The sequence below is a fragment of the Pantoea sp. WEP genome, from assembly GCF_041678305.1.
Classification (GTDB): domain Bacteria; phylum Pseudomonadota; class Gammaproteobacteria; order Enterobacterales; family Enterobacteriaceae; genus Pantoea; species Pantoea dispersa.
In genome coordinates this window covers 1,701,276-1,724,632 of the sequence record NZ_JBGNXB010000001.1, presented here as the reverse complement: position 1 = coordinate 1,724,632, position 23,357 = coordinate 1,701,276, and the positions used below count along the sequence as shown (strand labels likewise).

Annotated in this window: 22 protein-coding genes and 1 tRNA gene; 2 read left to right on the top strand and 21 right to left on the bottom strand. The window is 55.5% G+C overall.

Annotated elements, in window-relative coordinates:
- Positions 1-70: 70 nt before the first annotated feature.
- Positions 71-847 (top strand): DgsA anti-repressor MtfA, encoded by a 777-nt coding sequence (gene mtfA, locus ABVR31_RS07830; protein WP_058757379.1) that lies wholly within the window; start codon positions 71-73, stop codon positions 845-847.
- Between the two features lie 103 nt (positions 848-950).
- Positions 951-1,026: transfer RNA gene (locus tag ABVR31_RS07825), tRNA-Asn, on the top strand.
- 57 nt (positions 1,027-1,083) lie between these two features.
- On the opposite strand, the gene ybiX is transcribed toward ABVR31_RS07825, so the two are convergent.
- The 21 genes from ybiX to ABVR31_RS07720 all read right to left on the bottom strand — a co-directional run bounded on the left by ybiX (position 1,084) and on the right by ABVR31_RS07720 (position 23,208).
- Complete coding sequence (gene ybiX, locus ABVR31_RS07820; protein WP_372772336.1) at positions 1,084-1,761, bottom strand: PKHD-type hydroxylase YbiX; 678 nt, start codon at positions 1,759-1,761, stop codon at positions 1,084-1,086.
- A 51-nt stretch (positions 1,762-1,812) separates the two neighbouring features.
- Positions 1,813-4,098 (bottom strand): catecholate siderophore receptor Fiu, encoded by a 2,286-nt coding sequence (locus tag ABVR31_RS07815; protein ID WP_059012197.1) that lies wholly within the window; start codon positions 4,096-4,098, stop codon positions 1,813-1,815.
- 348 nt (positions 4,099-4,446) lie between these two features.
- A complete protein-coding gene (locus ABVR31_RS07810) occupies positions 4,447-4,614 on the bottom strand; it encodes a hypothetical protein (RefSeq protein ID WP_021313248.1) in 168 nt (55 codons plus the stop codon).
- Positions 4,615-4,902: 288 nt separating this feature from the next.
- Positions 4,903-6,093: a cytochrome c biogenesis protein/redoxin gene (locus tag ABVR31_RS07805; RefSeq protein WP_372772333.1), complete on the bottom strand. Its 1,191-nt coding sequence runs from the start codon at positions 6,091-6,093 to the stop codon at positions 4,903-4,905.
- 136 nt (positions 6,094-6,229) lie between these two features.
- Entirely contained in the window at positions 6,230-7,540 is a 1,311-nt protein-coding gene (locus tag ABVR31_RS07800) for a sensor histidine kinase (RefSeq protein ID WP_372772331.1), read from the bottom strand.
- The gene (locus ABVR31_RS07795; RefSeq protein WP_021509836.1) at positions 7,537-8,277 is read right to left on the bottom strand and encodes a response regulator; all 741 of its coding nucleotides are present in this window, start codon (positions 8,275-8,277) and stop codon (positions 7,537-7,539) included. The genes ABVR31_RS07800 and ABVR31_RS07795 overlap by 4 nt, the downstream gene beginning before the upstream one ends.
- Positions 8,278-8,350: 73 nt before the next feature.
- The gene (locus tag ABVR31_RS07790) at positions 8,351-9,346 is read right to left on the bottom strand and encodes an alpha/beta fold hydrolase (RefSeq protein WP_372772329.1); all 996 of its coding nucleotides are present in this window, start codon (positions 9,344-9,346) and stop codon (positions 8,351-8,353) included.
- Between the two features lie 17 nt (positions 9,347-9,363).
- Positions 9,364-9,816 (bottom strand): DUF6130 family protein, encoded by a 453-nt coding sequence (locus ABVR31_RS07785; protein ID WP_021509834.1) that lies wholly within the window; start codon positions 9,814-9,816, stop codon positions 9,364-9,366.
- A gap of 236 nt (positions 9,817-10,052) precedes the next feature.
- Positions 10,053-10,799, bottom strand: coding sequence for an aspartate/glutamate racemase family protein (locus tag ABVR31_RS07780; RefSeq protein ID WP_372772327.1), 747 nt, complete (start codon positions 10,797-10,799; stop codon positions 10,053-10,055).
- Positions 10,792-11,496 (bottom strand): class I SAM-dependent methyltransferase, encoded by a 705-nt coding sequence (locus ABVR31_RS07775; protein WP_372772325.1) that lies wholly within the window; start codon positions 11,494-11,496, stop codon positions 10,792-10,794. Before ABVR31_RS07775 ends, ABVR31_RS07780 begins: the two co-directional genes overlap by 8 nt.
- Positions 11,497-11,512: 16 nt before the next feature.
- Positions 11,513-12,742, bottom strand: coding sequence for a DUF711 family protein (locus ABVR31_RS07770; protein WP_072209931.1), 1,230 nt, complete (start codon positions 12,740-12,742; stop codon positions 11,513-11,515).
- Positions 12,742-13,413: an NTP transferase domain-containing protein gene (locus ABVR31_RS07765; protein WP_058757368.1), complete on the bottom strand. Its 672-nt coding sequence runs from the start codon at positions 13,411-13,413 to the stop codon at positions 12,742-12,744. The genes ABVR31_RS07770 and ABVR31_RS07765 overlap by 1 nt, the downstream gene beginning before the upstream one ends.
- Positions 13,406-13,795, bottom strand: a complete 390-nt coding sequence (locus tag ABVR31_RS07760) for a hypothetical protein (RefSeq protein WP_058757367.1) — start codon at positions 13,793-13,795, stop codon at positions 13,406-13,408. Before ABVR31_RS07760 ends, ABVR31_RS07765 begins: the two co-directional genes overlap by 8 nt.
- Positions 13,792-14,571 carry an NTP transferase domain-containing protein gene (locus ABVR31_RS07755; protein WP_372772322.1) on the bottom strand — a complete coding sequence of 260 codons (780 nt, stop codon included), beginning with the start codon at positions 14,569-14,571 and terminating at the stop codon, positions 13,792-13,794. The genes ABVR31_RS07760 and ABVR31_RS07755 overlap by 4 nt, the downstream gene beginning before the upstream one ends.
- Positions 14,561-16,411: a glycosyltransferase family 25 protein gene (locus tag ABVR31_RS07750; RefSeq protein ID WP_336698339.1), complete on the bottom strand. Its 1,851-nt coding sequence runs from the start codon at positions 16,409-16,411 to the stop codon at positions 14,561-14,563. Before ABVR31_RS07750 ends, ABVR31_RS07755 begins: the two co-directional genes overlap by 11 nt.
- Positions 16,412-16,707: 296 nt before the next feature.
- Complete coding sequence (locus ABVR31_RS07745) at positions 16,708-18,129, bottom strand: EmmdR/YeeO family multidrug/toxin efflux MATE transporter (protein ID WP_058781328.1); 1,422 nt, start codon at positions 18,127-18,129, stop codon at positions 16,708-16,710.
- 135 nt (positions 18,130-18,264) lie between these two features.
- Complete coding sequence (locus tag ABVR31_RS07740) at positions 18,265-18,999, bottom strand: ABC transporter ATP-binding protein (protein WP_372772320.1); 735 nt, start codon at positions 18,997-18,999, stop codon at positions 18,265-18,267.
- A complete protein-coding gene (locus ABVR31_RS07735) occupies positions 18,992-19,867 on the bottom strand; it encodes an ABC transporter ATP-binding protein (protein WP_021509824.1) in 876 nt (291 codons plus the stop codon). Before ABVR31_RS07735 ends, ABVR31_RS07740 begins: the two co-directional genes overlap by 8 nt.
- Entirely contained in the window at positions 19,860-21,143 is a 1,284-nt protein-coding gene (livM, locus tag ABVR31_RS07730) for a high-affinity branched-chain amino acid ABC transporter permease LivM (protein WP_104188833.1), read from the bottom strand. The genes ABVR31_RS07735 and livM overlap by 8 nt, the downstream gene beginning before the upstream one ends.
- A gap of 10 nt (positions 21,144-21,153) precedes the next feature.
- Positions 21,154-22,068: a branched-chain amino acid ABC transporter permease gene (locus tag ABVR31_RS07725; RefSeq protein ID WP_021509822.1), complete on the bottom strand. Its 915-nt coding sequence runs from the start codon at positions 22,066-22,068 to the stop codon at positions 21,154-21,156.
- An 81-nt stretch (positions 22,069-22,149) separates the two neighbouring features.
- Entirely contained in the window at positions 22,150-23,208 is a 1,059-nt protein-coding gene (locus ABVR31_RS07720; RefSeq protein ID WP_021509821.1) for a branched-chain amino acid ABC transporter substrate-binding protein, read from the bottom strand.
- Between the last annotated feature and the right edge of the window lie 149 nt (positions 23,209-23,357).

The following is a 23,357-nucleotide window of genomic DNA, read 5'->3' as shown; positions in this document are numbered from 1 at the left end:
GATTCCACGCTGGCAATTTATCGTCTGCCGCGTCAGGATATGATTTCCGCCCTGCAGAGTGAGTGACGCAATGATCAAATGGCCGTGGCGTGCACAAAAAGATGCTGCCGTGACTGCCCTGCCCTGGCAACAGGCGCTGGGGCAGCCGATCTTTTCTCTGCTGAACAGCGACGAACAGCAGGCACTGGTGGCGCTGGCGCAACGCTTCCTGCTGCAGAAAAAAATCACCCCGCTGCAGGGTCTGGAACTCAGCGAACTGCGCCTGACTCGCCTGTCGTTGCTGTTTTGCCTGCCGGTATTGAAGCTGGGTCTGGAATGGCTCGACGGCTTCCACGAAGTGCTGATCTACCCGGAGCCGTTCAGCGTTGACGATCGCTGGGAGGACGACAGCGGCCTGGTGCACCACGCGCCGGCCGTGCATGCCGGCCAGAGCTGGACGCAGGGACCGGTGGTGCTGAACGCGCTGGACATCCAGGACTCATACGATCTCTCTGGTTACAACCTGGTGATTCACGAAGTGGCGCACAAGCTCGACGCGCGCGGCAGCGGTTACACCAGCGGCATCCCGGCCATCGCGCTGCGCGATGTGGCCAGCTGGGAGAAAGATTTACTGCAGGCGATGGCCGAGATTGAAGCGGAAGTGGAGCTGGTGGGTGAACAGGCCGCGACCCTCGATCCTTATGCCGCCAGCGATCCGGCGGAATGTTTTGCCGTGCTGTCGGAGTACTTTTTCAGCGCCCCCGACCTGCTCGCCAGCCGTTTTCCGGCCATGTATCGCCACCTTCAGCAGTTTTACCATCAGGATCCGCTGGCGCGGCTGGCGCAGCAGGCACCGGAATCTGCTTAAATCACGATCGCTTTGCCGCTTTGCTAGCCAGTTGAATACAAATGTGTTTTTAGCGGTTGACACCCACAGGGGCTGCCATTAATATTCGCCTCGTTCCAACGATTCCTCTGTAGTTCAGTCGGTAGAACGGCGGACTGTTAATCCGTATGTCACTGGTTCGAGTCCAGTCAGAGGAGCCAGATTTAAAGAAGCCCGCTCAGGGAAACCTGAGCGGGCTTTTTGTTATTGCGTGACGGCTAAACTTCCGTCCAGCCACGCAGCAGGTTGTGGTACATATTCAGCAGCGACAGCAGTTCTTTGCTGTCACCGTGGCGCGCTTTCAGGCTCTGAATGTTGCGGTCCAGTTCAAACAGCATCGCGCGTTGCTTATCATCGCGCACCATCGACTGAATCCATAAAAACGAGGCGACCCGCGCGCCGCGCGTGACCGGCGTGACGCAGTGCAGGCTGCTGGAGGGATAAAGCACCAGATCGCCCGCTGGCAGTTTTACGCGGTGCTGACCGTAAGTATCCTCGATCACCAGTTCCCCGCCCTCGTAGCTGTCGGGTTCACACAGAAACAGCGTGGCGGAGAGATCGGTACGCATCCAGCCGGCCGCGCCATTGTGGCGTACCGCACCATCAACGTGAAAACCGTAGGTTTCCCCCTGCTGATAACGGTTGAACAGCGGCGCAGAAAGCGTGCGCGGCAGCGCGGCGGCAAAGAAGAGCGGATGGCTATTCAGTGCCTGAAGCACTGCAGCCTGCAGCCGATCGTAAAGTGGCGTGCCGGTGTCAATCTGCTGGTTATTTTTTACGGTCGCGCCCTGGCTGCCGACCGTCGCCCGTCCGTCAACCCAGTCAGCCTGCTGCAGCTGGGCGGTAAAGTGCGCCAGCTGTTCAGCGTTAAGCACGGCAGGAATGTGATACATCATCGCGGAGTTCTCGCCATTAAGCGTGGAGCGCGAACGCCCCACGGTTGACCATCAGAAATGCACGTTAGCCGTCAACAGGAAGGTACGCGGCTCGCCCGGATGATAGCGATAACCACTCTTGTTGATCGATGCCACATAGTTGGTATCAAACAGGTTATACACGTTGAGCTGCAGGTCGAGGTTGTTGTTGACCTTATACCCGAGCTTCGCGTCAGCCACCCAGTAGCCCTCGGTGTGATCCGGCGTGCCCACGGCCCCATCGCTGCCGCGACGCAGGCTGCCAACGTAACGTGCGCCCGCGCCCACCGACAATGCATCAGTGGCCTGATAGTTGGTCCACAGCGTAAAGGCGTGCTTCGGCGTATAGGCCAGCGCGGATGAGCCATCCTGCGCCACGCTGGCACCTTCACGCACCGACGCGTGCTGCATGGTGTAACCGGCAATGATTTCCCAGTCCGGCGTTATGTTGCCGGTTGCTGAGAGTTCATAGCCTTCCACGCGCTTCTTGCCGGTTTGCGAGTAAGTGCCGTCATCGTTGGCATCGACCTCATTTTCGATGTCGGTGCGAAACAGCGCGGCGTTCAGCAGCAGCCGCTTGTCCAGCACCTGCCACTTGGTGCCCACTTCGCTGGATTTGGCCTTCTGCGGTTTAAAATCGGTACGGTTGGCGCTGTTGCCGCTGCCACCCGCCGCCAGTGCGAAGCTGCTGCCACCCGGCGGCTGCTGGGAGATGGCGTAGTTCACATACAGGTTGCCCTGTTCGGTCAGACGATAGAGCGCCCCCGCTTTCCAGTTCACCAGATTGCCGGATTTCGCCGTATCCACCGTGGTCACCGGCGTATTGCGCGCCACGCCCGCCGGACAAGCCAGCGCGCCGCGTCCGGTGCCGCCACAGGCCGTCGCGCTGTCGTACTCGGTGTGATAGTTGTCGAGACGAATGCCGCCGTTCAGCTCAAAGTCAGGGGTAATCGCCAGCGTATCAAATGCATAGATGCCAAACGTATCAGTCTGCCCGTTAGCGTTCGCACCGTTGCGGTCCAGACCGCCAATCGAAATGCTGCTGATGGGATGGTAGATATTCACCGCAGGTGGCGTCAGCGCGTTGACGCCATAGGTGGTCTGGTTTTCACGCGTGAATTCTACGCCCGCACTCACATCATGCCCGACGGAACCGGTGGTAAATTTCGAGGTGATATTGGTCTGGTTGGTGAGAATACGGTTGCTGATATCTTTGGTGTTTGCCAGGCGCGACCAGCGCCAGCTGCCCACATCGTTCGGGTTGGGTGCAGTAATGTTACTGGCTCCGCCCATCACCGCCGTCAGCAGATACTCCTGCTTCACCCGCGACCAGCGCGTGGTGTTGCGCAGCGTGGTGTTATCGCTCAAATCGTGTTCAAAGCGCAGCGTGGCACTGTCGGTGGTCGACTTGTCGAAATCAGAATCGGTGCCGTAGTAGTTGCTGGTGGCGACCTTGCCGGAATTGTTCAGCGCAGCATACGCGGCAGACGGTGCCGAATAGCCTGGCAGGCCAACGGTCGGAATACCGCCGTCCGGTGTGTTGTTCTGGTGGACGTGCAAATAGTTGACGTACAGCCGCGTTGCGGTGTCCAGCCCCAGCGCCAGCGAAGGCGCGACGCCATAACGCTCGTTCTGGATGTTGTCACGCGCCGCATCATGGGTTTTCTCACCCATCAGGTTAAGGCGAAACGCCGCATTGTCGTTGATTGCCTGGTTGTAATCGAGCGTGCCGCGGCGCATCCACGCGCTGCCGGCGCTGACTGACGCGTCAAGCCCGGTATCCAGCCGCGGTTGTTTGCTGATCATATTGATTGAGCCGGATGGCGCACTACGACCATAGTCGGTGCCGGAAGGCCCTTTGATCACTTCCACCTGCTGCGTGTTGAAGGTGTCACGCGTGACGCTGGCGATGTCGCGAATGCCATCCACGTAAATGCTGTTGGAGGTATCGACACCGCGCATGTACACCGCATCGCCGGTGGTTGAGCTGCCGTTTTCCCCGGCATAAAACGCCCCGACGCCCGGCACGTTTTTCAGCGCGTCGGTCAGATTGGTGACGCCCTGATCTTTAATAACCTGATCCGGAATCACCGTCATAGTGCGGGTGGTATCCACCAGCGGACGGGTAAATTTGGGATCGGCCGAGGCATTTGGCGCGTACAGCGAAGGCGTGCGCGCTTCAACCACCAGCGTATCATCAGATTTTTTGCCGGAGTTATCGGCCCCCAGCGCCGCAGCCGGCGAAATACCAATACAAAGCCCGGTGAACAGGGTCAGCGAATTGAAGCTACCAAACGGCAGCTGGCGATTTTTATCCATGTTAAAAGGTGAGTTTCTTATCGTTATTAACGCACTCATTGTCTTAACCGCACCTGCCATTCAGGCATAGCACTGAATCAACACGGTTTTCCCAGACAACACCTAAATGATAACGCCAATGGTTATCATTTACTTTTATATTCTTACACGCGCACTGCCGCTTGGGAATACTTTTCTTTACGTTAAAATTACGAAATCAATACAATTGAACAAACCGGCGGGACGTTACGGCAATTTTTTCATCAGGCGGGTAAACAGCATAAAAAAACCCGCTCGGCGTGAGCGGGTTTTTAGTCTGGCGTGCACAGTTCATTCCAGTAGCAATAGCGCATGCGCTGGTGGCGGCGGTTATCGTTCATAGTAGCGATACACGGAAGGATGAAACTCCACGCCGTACAGCTGGCTGATCGGGATCAGCAGATCGATATGCTCACCGGGGTCGAATTCGCGCCCGTCAGGGGTGGCGGCTTTGCTGGCTGCCAGACGCGCCAGCCACTGCTGCAGGATCTTCTTCATTGTCAGCTTCTCCAAAAAAGGTTAACGCTGACAGTAAACCCCAGCCTGGACGCGGAACCAAACGACAAGTTATGCGTAGGATTACTGCATTTTGCATATCGGGGTGGCAACGGTGGCTGCGCCATGACGGTCACACTGAAGAATGCCCCTACGGGCTGGGAGGCCCCCGGCAATGCCGCACGCTGTTTACCTGATAGTCCCTGTGAAGCCCCCGGTTTTCAAAGTCATACTCCGCGAACCACTACCTAAATGAGAAGCAGTGGCGGCCCGGGCGGGCCGCCTGACCTGTCATGCACGCGCCTCTTTCAGCAACTGCTGAATCACCCTCTCCTGCTCTTCATAGTTACCTTCACCAAACGCGGTGTAGCGCAACTGGCCGTGTGCATCAAAGATGTAGTGCGCGGGCCAGTACTGATTACCAAAACGGTTCCAGATGCTGTAATTGTTATCCGCCACTACGGTGTAGGGCAGCTGCCAGCGCGTAATCGCGCGCTTCAGCGCCTTTTCATCGCGCTCCCACGGGTACTCCGGCGTGTGCACACCCACAACGACCAGCCCGTCACGTTGATACTTACTGGCCCAGTCGCGCACGTATGGCAGCGTATGCTGGCAATTAATGCAATCCCAGGTCCAGAAATCGACCAGTACCACTTTGCCCTTTAACGTGGCAGGCGTCACCGGTGCCCCGTTCAGCCACGCTGTGCCCCCCTCCAGCGACGGCAACGCGCTGCTGGTTTGCGGCAGGCTAACCGGCTCCAGGCGCACTTTGGGTGCCGGCGTGGTCAGCCACTGGCTCAGCTGCTGCTCCAGCTTCAGGGCAAAAGCGGGCGCTGCCTGCAGCTGGCTCTGTGAGCCGGTAACAATCACGCCCACCGAGGCAAGCATCAGCACGCCCGCCGCCTGACGCAGCCGCGCACTCATCGCCAGCCCCGGACGCAGTCGCGCCACCAGCGATCTTCCGGCGAAATAGAGCAGCGCCAGCATCAGCGCGGCACCGCTGCCATACGCCAGCAGCAACACGCCAACCGACAGTGGATGATCGCCCACCACGGCCAGGCTGAGGATCGCACCCAGCACCGGCCCGGCACAGGGCGACCACAGCAGACCGGTTGCCAGGCCCGCCAGCAGCGCGGCGAGCACCCCGCTACGTCGCTGGCTGGCATCGTTGAGGCGATTACCCAGCGCGACAAACGGCCGGGTGACGCGTTGGGCGATACGCGTCGAGATTAACGTCAGTGCGGCTATCGCCAGGAACAGCAGCGCCAGGTCGCGACCAATGCGGGTGACCTGACTGACCCAGTGGCTGGTAAGCGATACCAGCAGTGCCACCAGCGTGAACATCAGGACCATGCCGCTCAGCAGCGCCAGCAGCTGTCCGCGTCGGCCGCGGACGCTGGCAAATACAAAAGGAATAATCGGTAAGGTACAGGGGCTGAGCAGCGTCAGCATCCCGGCGAGAAAAGCGATAAGCAGTGTCATAAGGAACCTCATACGGTGGATAAACGTCTGCGCGTCCGGCAGTACGTCTATTACATCCACCGCATGTGTTCAGGCTGTGTCGGGGAAACGCCGTTTTGTCGGGTTATGTGTGTAGCGGGCAGGCAGATACATCGGGTTACACATCCTGCTGCTGCAGGATGATGCACGCTTCCAGCCCGCCAGCTGCCCGGTTACGCAACTGCAGGCTACCCGACATCTGGCTCACCAGCTGGGTGGCGATCGCCAGGCCGAGCCCGGTCCCGCCGGTGTGGCGATTCCGTGAACTCTCCACGCGGTAGAAGGGCTCCAGCACCGCCTGTAACGCCTCCTCCGGGATGCCGGGCCCGTTATCACGCACCAGAATCTCTACGCTGTCACCCTGGGGTGAACAGAGTTCAACCTCCGCTTCGCCGCCAAACTTGAGCGCATTGTCGATCAGGTTGGTCATGATGCGCCGGAGTGCCTGCGGCCGCACGGCGAAGGTGTCATGACCTGTGCACGGCACAAAGTTCACCGCTTTACCGACATCCTGATAGTCACAGACGACGCTATCCAGCAGCGCGTTGAGGCTGACGCTCTGGCGCTTCTCCTCCAGCACTTCCGATGAGCGTGCATAGGCGATGCCCTCGCGCACCAGACGGCTCATGTTATCGAGATCGCTCAGCAGTTTGTCGCGCAGCTCAGGCTGCTCCGCCATCTCCACCCGCAGCTTCATGCGCGTGATCGGGGTTTGCAGATCGTGGGAGATGGCCGCGAGGATTTGCGCACGCGCTTTGAGGTGATCCTGAATCCGCAGCTGCATCGCGTTAAACGCACGCGCCGCCTGCTGCACTTCATCCGGGCCGTGCTCTGCCATCAGCTGTGCGTGGCTGGCGGCCGGTTTGAGCGCATCCACCGCCTGGGTAAAGCGCACAAACGGTCGCACTACCTGCCGCACCGCCAGCCATGCGCAGCACAGCAGCAGCAGCAGCTGACCCATTAGTACCAGCGGCAGCCAGCGCGCAATCGCCGGCATGCGCGGCCAGAGATCGAGCGTGAGCGGCGCGCCGTCATGCAGCGTCAGATGCACCTGAATATGCTCCCGCGGCCCCGGAATCGCATGAATGCTCATCTGATAGCGCCCGCCAAGCGCCTCCTGCAGTGAGCGTACCGCGTCGCGCGTGCGCCAGCTGGAGGGATACGGCCCCGCTTCGCCCGGCGACAGACTGTAGCGATAGTTGCCGCGCGCCAGCTTCGCCAGCCAGCCCGGACGCTCGTCCGCTGGCAGACGATCGAGGATTGCCACGCTGGTCGCCACATCGTACTCCAGGTTGCCCAGCATCACGCTTTTAGCGCTGCTCATGCGTTCTATCAGCAGGCTTGCCAGCGTGAGAGTATTCGCCAGCAACAACCCGCCCAACACGATAATCAGCAGGCGTGACAGCAGCGATCGCGGCCATAGCCTCATTGATGCGCCTCTTTAATCACCACCGTGCTCGCCAGTACGTAACCTTCGCTGCGTACCGTTTTAATGTAGGCCGGTTCACGGGCATCTTCGCGTAACCGCTGGCGCAGCCGGCTAACCAGCAGATCGATCGAGCGTTCAAACAGCTCCGCGTCGCGGCCCTGCGTCAGGTTGAGCAGCTGATCGCGATTCAGCACGCGCTGCGGATGGTCGAGAAACACGCGCAGCAGGCGGTACTCTGCGCCACTCAGCGCCACAATCACGCCGTCGCTGTCCAGCAGATGGCGCGCGGAGGTATCCAGCTGCCACTCGCCAAAGGCAATGATGCGGCCGGCCCCGGTAATATGTAAATTCGGCGGCAGCGCCCGGGTACGGCGCAGGATCGCTTTGATGCGCGCCAGCAGCTCACGTGCCACAAAGGGTTTGATCAGGTAATCATCCGCCCCCATCTCCAGCCCGAGAATGCGATCGGTCTCTTCGCTGCGGGCAGTAAGCATCAGTACCGGCAGGTTCTGCCGGGGATCGCTGCGCAGCTGACGGCACAGCGTCAGGCCATCGTCACCCGGCATCATGATATCCAGCACCACCAGATCCACCAGGCTGCTGCTCAGCACGGCGCGCATTTCGCGGCCATTGGCCGCACCGGTGGCGCGGTAACCGGACTTAATCAGATAGTCGGTTATCAGTTCGCGGATATCCCGGTCATCATCCACCACCAGAATGTGATCAACGTGCTCCAAAACAGCCTCCTGTCAGCCACTTATGCAAAAAAGACCGGCACGCGATGGCCGGTCCGGGTCGTGAATTACTCCGCTACAGTGCGGCCGCATCCTCAACGGCTTGCACAAACGCCTGCGGTGCTTCCGCTGGCGGATTGTGTCCGATATTGCCCGTGAAGGTGCGATGCTGGTACCCGGCGCTGAAACTGGTGCGGTACGTCTCCGGTGCCGGGTGCGGCGCCCCGTTATTATCCCCTTCGATGGTGATGGTGGGGACGTGAATTGTCGGTAACGTGGCTAATGTTTTCTCATAAGCGGCATATTTTTGCTCGCCTTTTTCCAGGCCCAGGCGCCAGCGGTAGTTGCTGATAGTGATCGCCACCTGATCCGGATTATCCAGCGCTTTGGCGCTCTGGTTAAAGGTGGCATCGCTGAATTTCCAGCCGGGCGATGCCTGCTGCCAGATCAGTTTCGCAAAGTCGTGTGTATGGGCGGCATACCCCTGCTGACCGCGCTCAGTGGCGAAATAGAACTGATACCACCACTGCTGTTCGGCCTGTGGCGGCAGCGGTTTTTTTCCCAGCTGCTGGCTACTGATCAGATAGCCGCTGACCGACACCAGCGATTTTACCCGTTCTGGCCATAGCGCCGCGACGATGTCCGCCGTACGTGCGCCCCAGTCAAAGCCGCCCAGCACGGCCTGTTTGATATTGAGCGCATCCATCAGCGCCACGACGTCCGCTGCGATTGCCGAAGGCTGGCCGTTACGCGGCGTTTTATCCGACAGGAAGCGCGTGCTGCCGAAGCCGCGCAGATACGGCACGATCACCCGATACCCTTTTGCCGCCAGCGCCGGTGCCACCTGAGCATAGCTCTGGATATCGTACGGCCAGCCGTGCAGCAAAATCACCGCCTGACCATCACGCGGACCGATGTCCACATAGCCTGTGTTCAGCACGCCCGCGTTGATCTGCTGCACGTGGCTGAAGTCAGCGGCGTAATCGTGTGAGGCCGGGGTGGCGGCAAACGCGGTGCCTGCCGCCGTGAGAACCAGCGTTGCCAATAGAGTCTGACGTAACAGTGTTTTCATAATTTATCTCCGGGTCATCAGTGCGGTGCAATCTGTACGGGCACGTTAAAGGTGATGGTTTTGCTGTCGATCGGTTTATGCGTAGGATCGGCAAGAATAAGGGTGACCTTGTGCGGCCCGACAGGCAGACCGACCAGAATCACTGGCTCACCGCTGGTGTCCGCCCAGTGCCACGGGTTGTCATCCACGATGACGTGAATGTGGCCGATGCGCGGCGTGATTTTCAGCGCTTCCTGGCCAAACACTGGCTCGATGCGCAGGTTTTCTGCCCGGTACTGGATAAACACCGCGCCCTTGCGCAGCGGTCCGGCCAGCGGCGCATCCACAATTAATCGAGCAGGCGGCTGGGGATGATCCAGTGGCGCCACGGCCGCCGGGCCGAGCACGTCAGCAGCGCTCAGTCGCTCCGCCCAGGCGCAGGTCGCAGAGGCGCCCATCAGTAACGTTGAAATAAACAGTCGGGTTAACATCGTGGTATCTCCATGCATTCGGTTGATGCGTACAGAAGACCACGGCGATGTATAGCGGATATGTACAGACTGGCGGGTTATGCAACGGCGTGTGTGCTGTGTGGCGGGAGATACAGTGTGATACAAATTGGTGTTTACCCCGCCCGGGGGAAAATCAAAGCAGGATTTTCACAGGCCCGGGGGCGGGAAAATTGATGAGATAAGTGGCCCTTCGTCGTGGAAATAATTCGTCCGCCTTAATCACGCAGGCGGCGAAATGATATGGCGCGCAAAGCGGCACGCGCGAGAGCTTCGCTCGAATCAATTAACGTCATTTCCTGCCAGATCGCGCTGTGTTTTAACAAACTCAACTCTGTGCAAGCCAGAATAATGTGCGTAGCGCCCTGTTGCTTCCAGCTACTTACGGAGTCCGCTAACTGCCGCATTGAGAGTTCAGACACGCTTTTTGTCGCTTTTATCTCGTTAATGCAGCGTGTCAAAAGCTGTTGGGTGGATGCAGCTACATTGACGATCTCGGCGTGCTGTTGCGTAAGCGCATTCTGATACAGCCTGCTCTGGTACAACATTTGCGAACCGAGCACAACAACCCGCTTGCCCTGAGGCGCAATATGCTCAAGTGTGGCATCAATAATATTAATAACCGGAATAGCTGCGTCCTTGCTCCAGCGCGACCAAAGGAGGTGAGCGGTATTACAAGGCACAACGGCAACCGTCGCACCCGCAGCAGCGAGTTCTGTAATAGTTGCGTGAATCCAGGGAGAAGGATCACGTTCACCCAGTTGCAAATGACGCCCACGGCTGGGTATTTTACTATTATTATCAATAATAAGCCGCGGATATTGCCACTCTTTATCTGCCTGAACCAGGCCATACAGCTGCTGGCAAAAATCCAGTGTTGCCCAGGGGGCTACGCCCACGACGCCTAAAACACCTTCATCTGCCGGCCAGCTAACATCGTCATAGAGAGGTGAGATATTAACCATTTTTTTGCTCAAAGTGATAAAGGCGTAATCGGGTTTCAGGATACTTATTAAGCATATGACCTTCAGGGAACATATTTTCACTCCTGATTAAGCTGAAACCATGCCGCGCAAATATGTTTTCGTATTGCTCAGCGGTTCGATATGTAGCGGAATACTCTGCTTGCAGATTCGCAGAATAGCGGTTATTGATTTCGAATCTTTCACCGACACCCGTACCATCACGCAATAATATAGTGCTTTCTGGTTTACTGTAAGCACGCAAATTACTTAACATTTTTTCAGCTTGCTCATCATTAAGGTAGATCATCAGGCCAGATATGAAAATGACATCGTACTGCTCTGAGCTACAATAATTCTCGGCAGATGAAAGAATGAAATCGACATTATTAATATTGCGTTTGCTGGCTTCAAGCTTACCCACTTCAATCATTGCAGCTGAAAACTCTACAGCGGTGATTTTTTTTGCGCCCTCATGCTGAAAACGAAAAGCCCACTGCCCGACCCCGGCGCCGAGATCAAGTACCGTTTTCCCTGTCAGGTCAGGCAACCAGGCAAAAACTTTTTGCATCTCTGTGCGAATTTTAATATCGAGAAACTTTGGATCGTTTTCGAGGTTTGCTAAACTTTCTAACGATAATTTATTGTAATCATTCGCTCGACGATCCCAAAAATTCTTCACTTTTTTTGCATCTAACATTTCATTAAGCCTGATTTTAGCGATACGTCCAGCGTTCATTATCAGCAGAAAAATCAACATCACTTTTCGCGACACTCATAATGCGGCTGTTGCAGAGGAAGTCATAATTAAAGCGTGTAAATTCATTTACCTCTCCGCCAGGAATAGGTAATAAACGTACACCGAGCGGTTTCGTTAACCGCACCGCGAGTGCAGCCGTATCAAGAATAATCGCGGCTATATCTTCAGGCAGAGTCGAACCTGGCACCGGAAGCATATCTAATCCACAACCACAAACAGTTGACCATGCATTAAGCGTATCAATGCTTAATGCACGACGATTATTGGTACTCGCCAGGGCATCATCTTCCAGTACTGAGAACATGACGCCATTGAAACCCGTTGCGCGAGCACCACTGATTGCGACTGCGCTTTTAATCGCATTCGTCAGAATACTGGTTATAAAGAGTGATCCCTGAACGCCACCAGGACGCGCACCAAGATTTTCAACTAACCTGCCGACAGAAATACTGCCATCCGGAAAAGGCGCCAGTGAGGCATCCAGACCGGCATAGTCAAGCCCTGAATCAGACGCCAGCTCATGACCGAATGCATCAATTTCGCGTAAGCGTGCGCAGAGTCGAAGAATAAACTGGTCAGCAAAGTCCGCCAGCAGCATGTTGCCTTCCCGCACCTGCTCACTCAATTCCAAAGCAATATCGGTAGTTTCGAGGGCAAAACTAAACTTCAGTGTCTCACCTTCATGCCGGGAAAAGGGAAAAAACGGGGCATTTGGTGGACAGCGCAATGAGGCACCCAGGCGAAAATTATCAAAGCCATTATTACTGCGATGTGCTACCTGTAACATGAAACGGGCAACGTCATGGCTGGCTCGAATATTTATACCCTGCTCATCGGCAACCATCAGATTCAGAAACATACGCGGTTGCCTGAAGAGTAAAGCAAACGCGGCATCTAACCGTCCGCGGTAATTATCGCCATGCGTTAAGTCCAGCGGTAAGCAAAACCAACGAATATCAAGTCTTTCAGCCAACGCATTGATTGAATTTATTCGTGCTGGCAGGGTATAAATCTCATCTTCATCACGATCATTCAATGGTGGCAGGGTTAAACGTAATGTTCGCAGTGGCCAACGACGAGACTGGAGTTTATCAATCACTAACGTGCGAAAGTGATGTAAACGTGACTCAGAATGCCCGTCGGAAATAGCGGAGTAAGGCAAGCCCAGCGTAATAGCTCGTATCATTAACCGTGATCCTCTTGCATCAGACGCCAGTAATCTGCCAGCGTATTAATTTCATTAAATGCATGCTCCCCCAGGTCGTGAGCGTAGAGTGCTGTCGTTTTCTGACACGGTAACGTTTGGGCGGCATACAAATTACCATAACGCAGGCATTGCTTATGCCACTGACTCAGGAGTGCCATGTCACTGACTTTAAACAGACCCATAGCCTCAGGGTGCTCTGCGGCGCGTATCGGTCCCAGATACGTCTCCTCCACGATGCCCTGGCGATTAACGTCACAATGAATGGAGGTCAGCATGCGATTATGCCGCTGGTGAGTCAAAACGAGATTTCCCTCAGCGTGATCCATTTCATGGATAAGTTGAGGAGAAAAAAACATATCTCCCGAGACAACGTACGTGGGGCTATTAATCTGATTCAGGGCCAACCCCAGACTCATTGCATTATTAGTCGTTGCCCAGTTGTCATTGATAACGTAATTGAGATCAGGGTAGGACTCCATAATCTGTAACGCACCAAAGCCAATCACTACGGTGATTTTTTTCCCATGAAAGGCATCAATAGCATAGTCTAGAATCGTTTTCCGCGTTTTGGGATGGCGAATTAAAACTTTATTTTTACCATCCAGTTGCAGGCTTCTGCCGGCGGCCAGAATGATGGCATTTTCAACCATGATAGCCTAACTCCTGCAGCGAAAATTGACATACCGGCATGGGTACAACGAAATCATGCTTTACCGTTTTATAAGGGTAGATGTCATTGATTAATGCACGCCTCGCCACTTCCTGCCAGTCAAATTGATGATTTTCGCGCAACGATCTTAATGGCACCGAGGCGTAATCAAATCGTACGACCGGTACTCTTTTTAGTCCCAGACTGAGCGCGACTTCCATACGGTGCTGGCCGTCCAGTACCAGATTATGGTGTAGATCAAGCGCCAGAGGTTTTACCCATACGCCTTCCTGAATAATTTTATTACGCAACCATTCAACGCGACGTGAACTGAATTTTTCAATATGACGCAATTTTTGTGGTTCAAAAAACTCTACATTCATTTTAGTGCCTCAAAATTTTCTAATAATAAATGATAATCCGCAACCGCCTGCCGGTAATCGACTTCTTCGTTGAAAGATCTTGCAAACAAATCCGTAATATCTACAGCACGGCAGGGTAAGCAAGAGCGGTGTACAATCCAGGGTGCCATGTAATATTGCTGGGTGCTTTGCTGTAAAAACGTCTGCCGCAGGCGTCGATCGTTTTCCACCTGTTCCGGAGAGACACTTAGCAAGCCGACCATTTTCATCCAGCCATCAAATGCGGAGTCGTAATCGGGCACATAGGCAATTTTCTTTATAGCAGGTTCAGCTTTACTGGCTTCGACAATACCGCCAGTAAGGCAAGAGTTGTAATAACCATGGGTGAGCCAAAAACTGTCACTGCCCATTTCAGCTTGCGTTAATCGCGGCCATACACGTGGATCCAGCAGAACATCCGTTTCGATAATTGTATAGCCATATTCAGGATGATTAAGCGCGCTGACACCTTTTTCAACGGATAATATGTTGACATCATTTTTATAATTATCATTGTGCGCTAACTTAATATTAGCATCAGCATAATTATCTTTAATCCAGCGTTCTACAACTGATGACTGATGACCGGTAACCAGTACAATTTCACGCTCGCCGCATTTTAACAGCTCAGTCAGCAACGTATCCAGCACGGTGATTTCACCGACCGGTAGCAAGCATTTAGGATAATTTAGGGTCAGATGCCCCATTCTCGTTCCCTGACCAGCAACCAGTAATATTGCGGCGCGTTTAGAAGACATTGTGATGAACTCCAGCGGGCATAAGGGTTTTTTCAATGATTTTTACAATCTCACTGCCTGCGCCCTGCTCTGGCATATGAAGTTCATCACGTAAAACCTGCAGTCGCTTATCACGCATGGGATCCTTGCCTGAAACAAGATTATCAACGAAAGTTTTAATATCTGCGGATTCATTCGCAACGTCATAAGCGTCATAAATAAATTCAGCGCTACTGTTAATACCGAGGCAATTTTCATGAGTCAGGAAAAGGATTGGCTTACGCGAAGGTAAATACTCCAGCAAAAACGATCCTGCATCTGCCATCAGCGCATCTGATTGTGAAAAGGCGTAGCGATAATCTGCAGAAAAATCCCACTCCACATGTGATTTGAGATGAGAGTATTCGCGCAGCATTTGCCAGTTCTGAGCAGTTTCGCTGTGTGTTCCGCGCTCTTTACGAATATCCAGAAATTGTTTAAAAAGCGGATGTGGCCGAATAATCAAATTGACGTCATCACGTTTGATGATATCGAGCATTGCCTGTGTATATAAATTAAACGTAGACCACATCTTTTCATCATCAGGCATGACGAAATGCGGCGCCCATAATAGCGTTGGCTTGCCTTTATTAACTTTGCCATCCGTCTGGACGCCAAAGCGTGATGGATAGTTATCTAGCTTTGGATGTCCGCTAACATAGACGTGATGATTGCCATTTCCGCAATATTTAGCAAACTCATCTTTATGCCGCTGAGAGCGAACGAATATCCACCTGGCAACATTTTGACAGGGAAGATTATACTGATAAACACGGTTTCTCTCACCATCACCCATATCTAATCCATAAGGAATATAGGCGATAGAAATATTGCGTCGATTAAGCGTCAAACTTTGCAGTTCATTGGGACGTGCATCATCATAAGGATTTTGTAAAAAAACCACATGCGGCTTACGCGCCGTAATCTCATACTCGTGATACTCGGTATACCGGATACCCTTATCATTTAATAAATCACGCTGTGCAGTGTAATCCGGTGCTTTTGCGCCCCGACTGAAATAGGGCGCAAGGATAATCTGACAATCAAAATGCGGTTTGGCCTGCATAGCGCGATATACCGACTCAAAGTTAGTCCAGCCGGGGGCCCACTGGAAAAAGATATCCACTTTTATCTTTTCTTCGCCAGGTTGATAGGCTGGCCAGACTATTTCTTCTAATTTTTTAGCGAAATGAGCTCGATAATCAACAGGTTGGTTTTCAATATCACTTTTATCAGCGGCCTGATAACCCGCATTGGGAAAGATACCCAACCAGCGGTCACGTTTTATCAAACTATTCCAGCGTACATCTAAAGCCCAGCACTGAGGAACGCCACCCGCCAGCAACCCCTGCAAGCTTTCTGCATAATTATCAATGAGAGTGGAGTAGTAATCACCGTTCACAATGTAAGCGCAAGCGCACCATGCATATTGCGGCTTAACAATATAATCCACACTTTTTAACGGCACGACGTTATCATAGTTGGCAGCGAGCAGCGCGACATGCCAGTTGATCTGCTGTAAAGAGGAGAGAAATAGATCAATTCGCTGTTTGGTCTGAATATCATCATGGAAAACCATATCGTCTTCCAGAATCAATACATTTTTCCAGCCGTTTTGCTGAGCCATTTGCAGCACGAGAATATGTGATTTAATACAGCCGATATAGCCTGGCGCTTCTTCAATAGCCTCAAAACGGACAATCTTTTCACGTGGTACGCCAATTGCTTTTAATTGACGAGCAATGCGCACCCTGCGATCCTTGCGTTTGTTCAGGTTGATGTATACAACCTTATCTATCGTCTGCCAGTTGACTGTCATCATCTCTACACCCATCGCACTAAGAAAGCTCTCATTTTCAGGACGGCGCAATAAAGACGATTCTTAAGGAAAATAAAAAAATTTTTTAGGTTTACTGGCAAGGTGCACAGTTGTCGCATCACGTTCGAATGCACGAAAGCGCTGAGTAAGGTTGCCAGCGGAAAGGCAGCGGTCAGCGCGAAAATAGCCGTGCGGCTTGAGACGGGGCCGGGTATGGCAGGCATAGGGTGCGATCTGTTTTTGCTGGCGCAATAACCTGATCATAAAACCCTATGCCTTTCTTTTTTTGTGGGGATTCCTCAGCCCTGTGGGCCACTGCTCTTCGCGAGCATTTTGCGGTAATTGTTCAGCCATTTGCCGCTGGTTAAACGCCACCAGAAACAGATACCGCGCACCGTCCAGTCGAGGAACATGCCGAGCCAGACGCCAATCACCCCCATGCCCAGCACAATGCCGAGCAGATAACCGGCCACCACGCGCGCACCCCACATACTGAACATCGATACATACATGGTGTACCGCGCGTCGCGCGCGCCCTTCAGCCCGGCCGGCAGCACCCAGGAGGCGGTCCAGATAGGCATAAAGGCAGCATTCAGCCAGATCAGGTGTTTGGTTACCTCAATCACCTGCGGATCGCGGGTGTAGAATCGCGCCAGCGTGCCCGCCAGCGGCACGGTGATAAACGCCAGCGTGCACAGCCCAATCATCGCCAGCCAGAATACGTGCTTGATCTGCCGCTCCGCCTGCATCACCTGATTTTTCCCTAAGCGTCTGCCGGTGATAATGGTCGACGCCGAACCGAGCGCGTTGCCCGGCAGGTTGATCAGCGTGGCGATGGAGAAGGCAATAAAATTACCGGCGATCTCATTGGTGCCCATGCCGGCGACAAAAATCTGCGTCAGCAGTTTGCCGCCGTTAAACAGCACGGATTCGATACTGGCCGGTACGCCAATCCCCAGCACTTCCATCAGGATGTTGCGATCCCAGCGGCGGAAATAGCTGGCCAGCGTGATTTTCAGCGCCGGGCTGATGCCGCGATACAGCACGTAAATGGCCGCCGCCGCGCCGATATAGCGTGAAATGGTTAATCCCAGCCCGGCACCGACAAATCCCATCCCTTCCCAGCCGAGCGCACCGTAGATCAGCACGCTACTGATGATGATATTCAGGATATTCATGCCGCCGTTAATCAGCATCGGAATTTTAGTGTTGCCGGCACCGCGCAACGCGCCGCTGCCTATCAGCGCAATCGCCGCCGCCGGATAGCTCCACGCCGAGGTTTGCAGATAGCTGAGCGCCAGTTCTTTGACCTGCGGCTCGGCGTTGCCGGCAATCACGTCAACAATCAGATGCCCCCAGAACTCGATGGCGATGACCAGCACAAACGCCAGCACCGTCATCAATCCCAGCGACTGCCGCGTCGCCGCACGCGCACGCTTGCCGTTGCGTTTGGCCAGGCTGAACGCGACCACCACCGTGGTACCGAGATCGATGGCGGCAAAAAAGGAGATGATCACCATGTTAAAGCTGTCAGCCAGCCCAACGCCTGCCATCGCCTCTTTGCCCAGCCAGCTCACCAGAAAAGTACTGAGAACCCCCATCAGCATCACGCACAGGTTCTCAATAAAGATGGGCACCGCCAGTGGGGTGATTTCACGCCACAACAGCGTGCGATAAGCACGGCGTTTGGGATACCACGCCGTGTTTCTGATCGCCCGCATTACTGCTACGCCAGGATTTTGCAAGGGAGTACCAAATCACTTTGGTTAAGAAGTAGAGTAATAATGATGATAGGCTGCTAACGATTATGCAAAGTGTTTCCCGTCACCATTTAATCATTATTACAAACTTTTTGCTTACTCCCCGCCCGCGCCGACGCTGCCGCCCAGATAGGCGCTGCGCACCTCTTCGTTGTGCAACAGTTCGCTGCCGCTGCCGCTCAGACGAATTTCGCCATTGACCATTACATAACCGCGATCCGCCAGTTGCAGCGCGTGGCGCGCGTTCTGCTCCACCAGAAACAGCGTCATGCCCTGCTGCGTCAGCTCGCGCAGGATGCTGAAAATTTGCTTTACCACCAGCGGGGCCAGCCCAAGGCTGGGTTCATCCAGCAGCAGCAGACGCGGCCGGCTCATCAGCGCGCGGGCGATCGCCAGCATTTGCTGCTCGCCGCCGGAGAGCGTCATTGCCCGCTGTTTCCGCCGCTCCAGCAGGCGTGGAAACAGCGTGTACATGCGTTCTTTATCCTGCTTCATGTAGCGCTCGCCGATGGCGATGGTGCCCATCAGCAGGTTCTCTTCCACCGTCATATCCGGAAAGATGCGCCGTCCTTCCGGCGCCTGGGCAATGCCGCTGGCGGCGATAAAATGGGTCGACCGCTGGCTGATGGCTTCTCCGCGCAGGCGAATTTCACCGCTGGCAATGCGCGGCTGACCAAAAATCGACATCAGCAGCGTGGATTTTCCCGCACCGTTGGCCCCAATCAGCGCGACGGTTTCCCCTTCCGCCACGGTCAGCGACACCTGCTTCAGCGCCTGCACCGGGCCGTAAAACACATCCACCTGTTCAAACGCCAGCATTGCTTCAGCCATGCTCGCTCTCCTCTTCCGCGCCGAGATAAGCGGCGATCACCTTCGCATCGTGTCGAATCTGCTGCGGCGTGCCCTGGGCGATCACGTCACCGTGATCCAGCACCACGATGTGATCGGAAATGCGCATCACCATCGGCATATCGTGTTCAATCAACAGCACGCTGATGCGATGATCGGCGCGCAGCTGATGCAGAATCTGGCTCAGCGCCTCGGTTTCGACCGGATTAAGCCCCGCTGCGGGCTCATCCAGGCAGATCAGCTCCGGCCGGGTGCACATGGCGCGCGCAATCTCCAGCCGGCGCTGCTGGCCGTAAGAGAGCGTACCGGCCAGCCGGTTGGCACTGCTGACCAGATCAACGCGCTCCAGCCAATAAAAAGCGCGATCGAGCGCGCGACTCTCCGCTGCCCGATAGCCACGGGTATTGAGAATGCCGGCCAGCAGCTGTCGGTTGACCTGCATATGCTGCGCCACCAGCAGGTTCTCCACCACCGACATCTCGCGAAACAGGCGGATGTTCTGAAAGGTACGCGCCAGACCGGCGCGGTTGACCAGATGTGCGCCGCCAAACATCTTGTACCAGATACGCGAGCCCAGCCGCGCCGGCCGCAGCCAGTCACCCGGCTGTATTTTCTGGCCCAGCACCTGAATCACATCGGTGCTGCGCTGATGGGCATTGAGCACAATGCGCCCGCCGCTGGCGCGATAAAATCCCGTCAGGCAGTTAAATACCGTGGTTTTGCCCGCGCCATTGGGGCCAATCAGCGCGGTGACCGAGCCGCGCTCCACGCGCAGGCTGACATCATTCAGCGCTTTGATGCCGCCAAAGCGCATCATCAGGTTATCAACCTGCAGGATGGCATCACTCATGGCGTACTCCTTTTCTCAGCGGCACCCCGACGCGTGCGGTGCGCACCAGGCCGCGCGGACGCCAGATCATCATCAGCACCATTAACATGCCAAACAGCAGCACGCGGTACTCGGCAAAGCTGCGCAGCAGCTCGGGCGCCACCGTCAGCACAAACGCGGCCAGCACCACGCCAAGCGTCGAGCCCATCCCGCCCAGCACCACGATGGCCAGAATCAGCGCGGACTCAAAAAAGGTAAACGAGGTGGGATTAACGAACCCCTGGTAACTGGCAAAAAACACCCCGGCAATACCGGCGGTTGAGGCGCCGAGCATAAAGGCTGACAGCTTCACCAGCACGTGATTCAGCCCCATAGCGCGACAGGCGATTTCATCTTCGCGCAACGCTTCCCACGCCCGGCCAATCGGCATGCGCGTCAGCCGGTGCTTGATAAACAGCACCAGCAGCACCACCATTACCAGCACCACGTAGATAAAGATGAACTTCATGTTGGGGTTGTAATCGAGATGCAGAAACTGATGGTACGGTATGCCGCCCTCTTTTGCCCGGCGGGCGAATTCAAGGCCGAGAAAGGTCGGTGACGGCACCGAGACGCCGTTCGGCCCCCCGGTGAACGACAGCCAGTTATTCAGCACCAGCCGGATAATTTCACCGAAGCCGAGCGTGACGATAGCCAGATAGTCACCGTGCATGCGCAGCACCGGAAAGCCCAGCAGCGCACCGGCCAATGCCGCCAGCAGCGCAGCGATGGGGATCATGCTCCAGAAACCCAGCCCGAGATACTGATAGCCCAGCGCCAGCCCGTAAGCACCAATGGCGTAAAACGCCACATAGCCCAGATCGAGCAGCCCGGCGAGGCCGACCACGATATTGAGCCCGAGTCCCAGCAGCACATAGATCAGCCCGAGAATCGCTACCGTCAGCAGATACTTGCTGGAGAGAAACGGAAACGCCAGGGCCACAACCAGCAGCAGCGGTATTATCCAGCGCAGGCGCGAGCGGTACCCGGGTTCACGCACGTATACGCCGTCATCGTTGCCCTCAAACTTGCGCAGAAAACGGCGCCCCACGGCGGTATGCAGAAACAGTCCCAGCAACAAACGTCCTGCCATCACCACCGCCACCAGCAGCGCCACGCGCAGCGGCGACAGCGTAAAACTGTAGCCGCTGAGCACCACGCCCACCACCGGGCCGAACACCACCAGCGCGACGGCACCGGCCAGCAGCGTGTCGAGCAGCACCTGACGGATGCCGCTTGTTTGCGTCATTGCATTCATTCTGGCTTCCTTACACTTTGGCGACCAGCGGCCGGCCCAGCAGTCCCTGCGGACGGAAGATTAAAATCACCACCAGCAGCGAAAACGAGAACACATCTTTGTAATCGGAGTTCACCAGCCCGGCGAACTGCGCTTCGGCCACGCCCAGCAGCAAACCGCCCAGCATCGCACCGGGCAGCGAACCGATGCCCCCCAGCACCGCCGCGGTGAAGGCTTTGATGCCGATAATGAAGCCGGCGTAGAAATCAAACGTGCCGTAGTTCATGGTAACCAGCACCCCGGCCAGCCCGGCCATCGCCGCGCCGATGACAAACACCAGTGAAATCACCCGGTCGGTATTGATACCGAGAATCGACGCCATGCGCCGATCCTGCTGGACCGCACGGCAGATACGGCCCAGTTTGGTGTACTGGATAATCCAGGTCAGCAGCGCCATCCCGCACAGCGCCGCCACCAGGATAAACACTTTGGTCCAGGTGATTTGCACCACGCCGCCGTCGATCTCCATACGCAGCACGCCACTGAGCAAGGTGGGAATGCCCTGCTGATTCGGTCCCTGACTGAGCTGCACATAGTTTTGCAGAATCAGCGACATGCCAATGGCAGAGATCAGCGGTGCCAGTCGGGTGGAATTGCGCAGCGGGCGATAGGCAATGCGCTCAATGGCCCAGCCGTAAGCAGCGGTGACCACGATGGTGAACAACAGCGTGCCAAAGATCAGCAGTGGAAAGGAGTGAATGCCAAAGTAGCTGAGCAGCGCCAGCCCGATCGCACACAGATAAGCAGAGATCATGTACACCTCGCCGTGGGCGAAGTTAATCATGCCGATAATGCCGTAAACCATGGTGTAGCCGATGGCGATCAGCCCGTAGACCGCGCCCAGCGTCAGCCCGTTAATCAGCTGCTGTATAAAGAAGGCGTCCATATTGTCTCTCGCAGGTAGAAGGCGTGCACAGGACACGCTCAGATGCGAACGGCCCCGCTGCGCGCGGGGCCGCAGAGCGAATTACAGCTGGTGATATTTGCCTTTGTCATCCCATTGATAGACCACGTAATCCGAGACTTTCAGGTCGCCTTTTTCGTCCCACGCCTTCTTGCCCATCACGGTGTCAACGCTGTTGGCCTTCAGCCAGTCGCTGGCTTTGGCATTGTCTTTACCTGCCGCTTTGTAGGCGGCGGCCAGAGCCTGAATGGAGGCGTAGGCGTACAGCGTATACCCCTCCGGCTCAAAACCGCTGGCGCGGAATTTTTCAATCACCGCTTTGCCATCCGCGATGGTGCGCGGGTCATTGCCGAAGGTCATGTACACGCCTTTAGTGAACTGCGGACCGCCGGCGGCAGTCACCAGTTCTTCCGTCACGATGCAGTCGCCGGAGAAGAAAGCCGCATTGACGCCCTGCTCACGCATCTGCCGCACCAGCGGACCCGCCTCCGGATGGCAGCCACCGAAATAGACCACATCCGGTTTCACCGCGCCGATTTTGGTGACCAGCGCGTTAAAGTCTTTTTCACCGCGCGACAGCCCTTCATACAGCACCTCTTTGACGCCGCGTTTCTCCAGCGCCGCTTTGGTGGCATCCGCCAGCCCCTGACCGTAAGTATCTTTATCGTGGATCACCGCCACTTTCTTCGCTTTCAGCGTATCGAGAATATAGTTCGCGGCGATAGTTCCCTGCTGGTCATCACGCCCGCACATGCGGAACAGGGTTTTCATGCCGCGCTCGGTAATTTGCGGATTGGTTGAACCGGGCGTAATCGCCAGTACGCCCGCCTCGTCATACACCTCTGAGGCTGGCATGGTCGAAGATGAGCAGAAATGGCCCACCACCGCCATCACTTTGTCCTGATCCACCAGCCGGTTGGCAACAGCCACCGCCTGCTTGGGTTCGCAGGCGTCATCGCCCTGCACCAGCACAATTTTTTCACCGTTTATGCCGCCCGCCGCGTTAATGTCCGCCGCGGCCTGGCTGGCGCCCTTCCAGTATTGCGTACCGTACGTAGCATTCGGTCCGGTAAACGGACCGGCCACGCCAATCTTTATGTCAGCCTGCGCGTAGAACGCCATGCTTAAACAACCTGCCATCACCACCTTCAATGGGTGTTTTATGAATTTCAAAGACATGCTTTCAATCCTCAACGGGTCAGGAACGGAGCCATACCACGGCCTGGGAGAAATCAATCTGAAACACTTCGAGAGCAGTGTGGTCAGCGCGA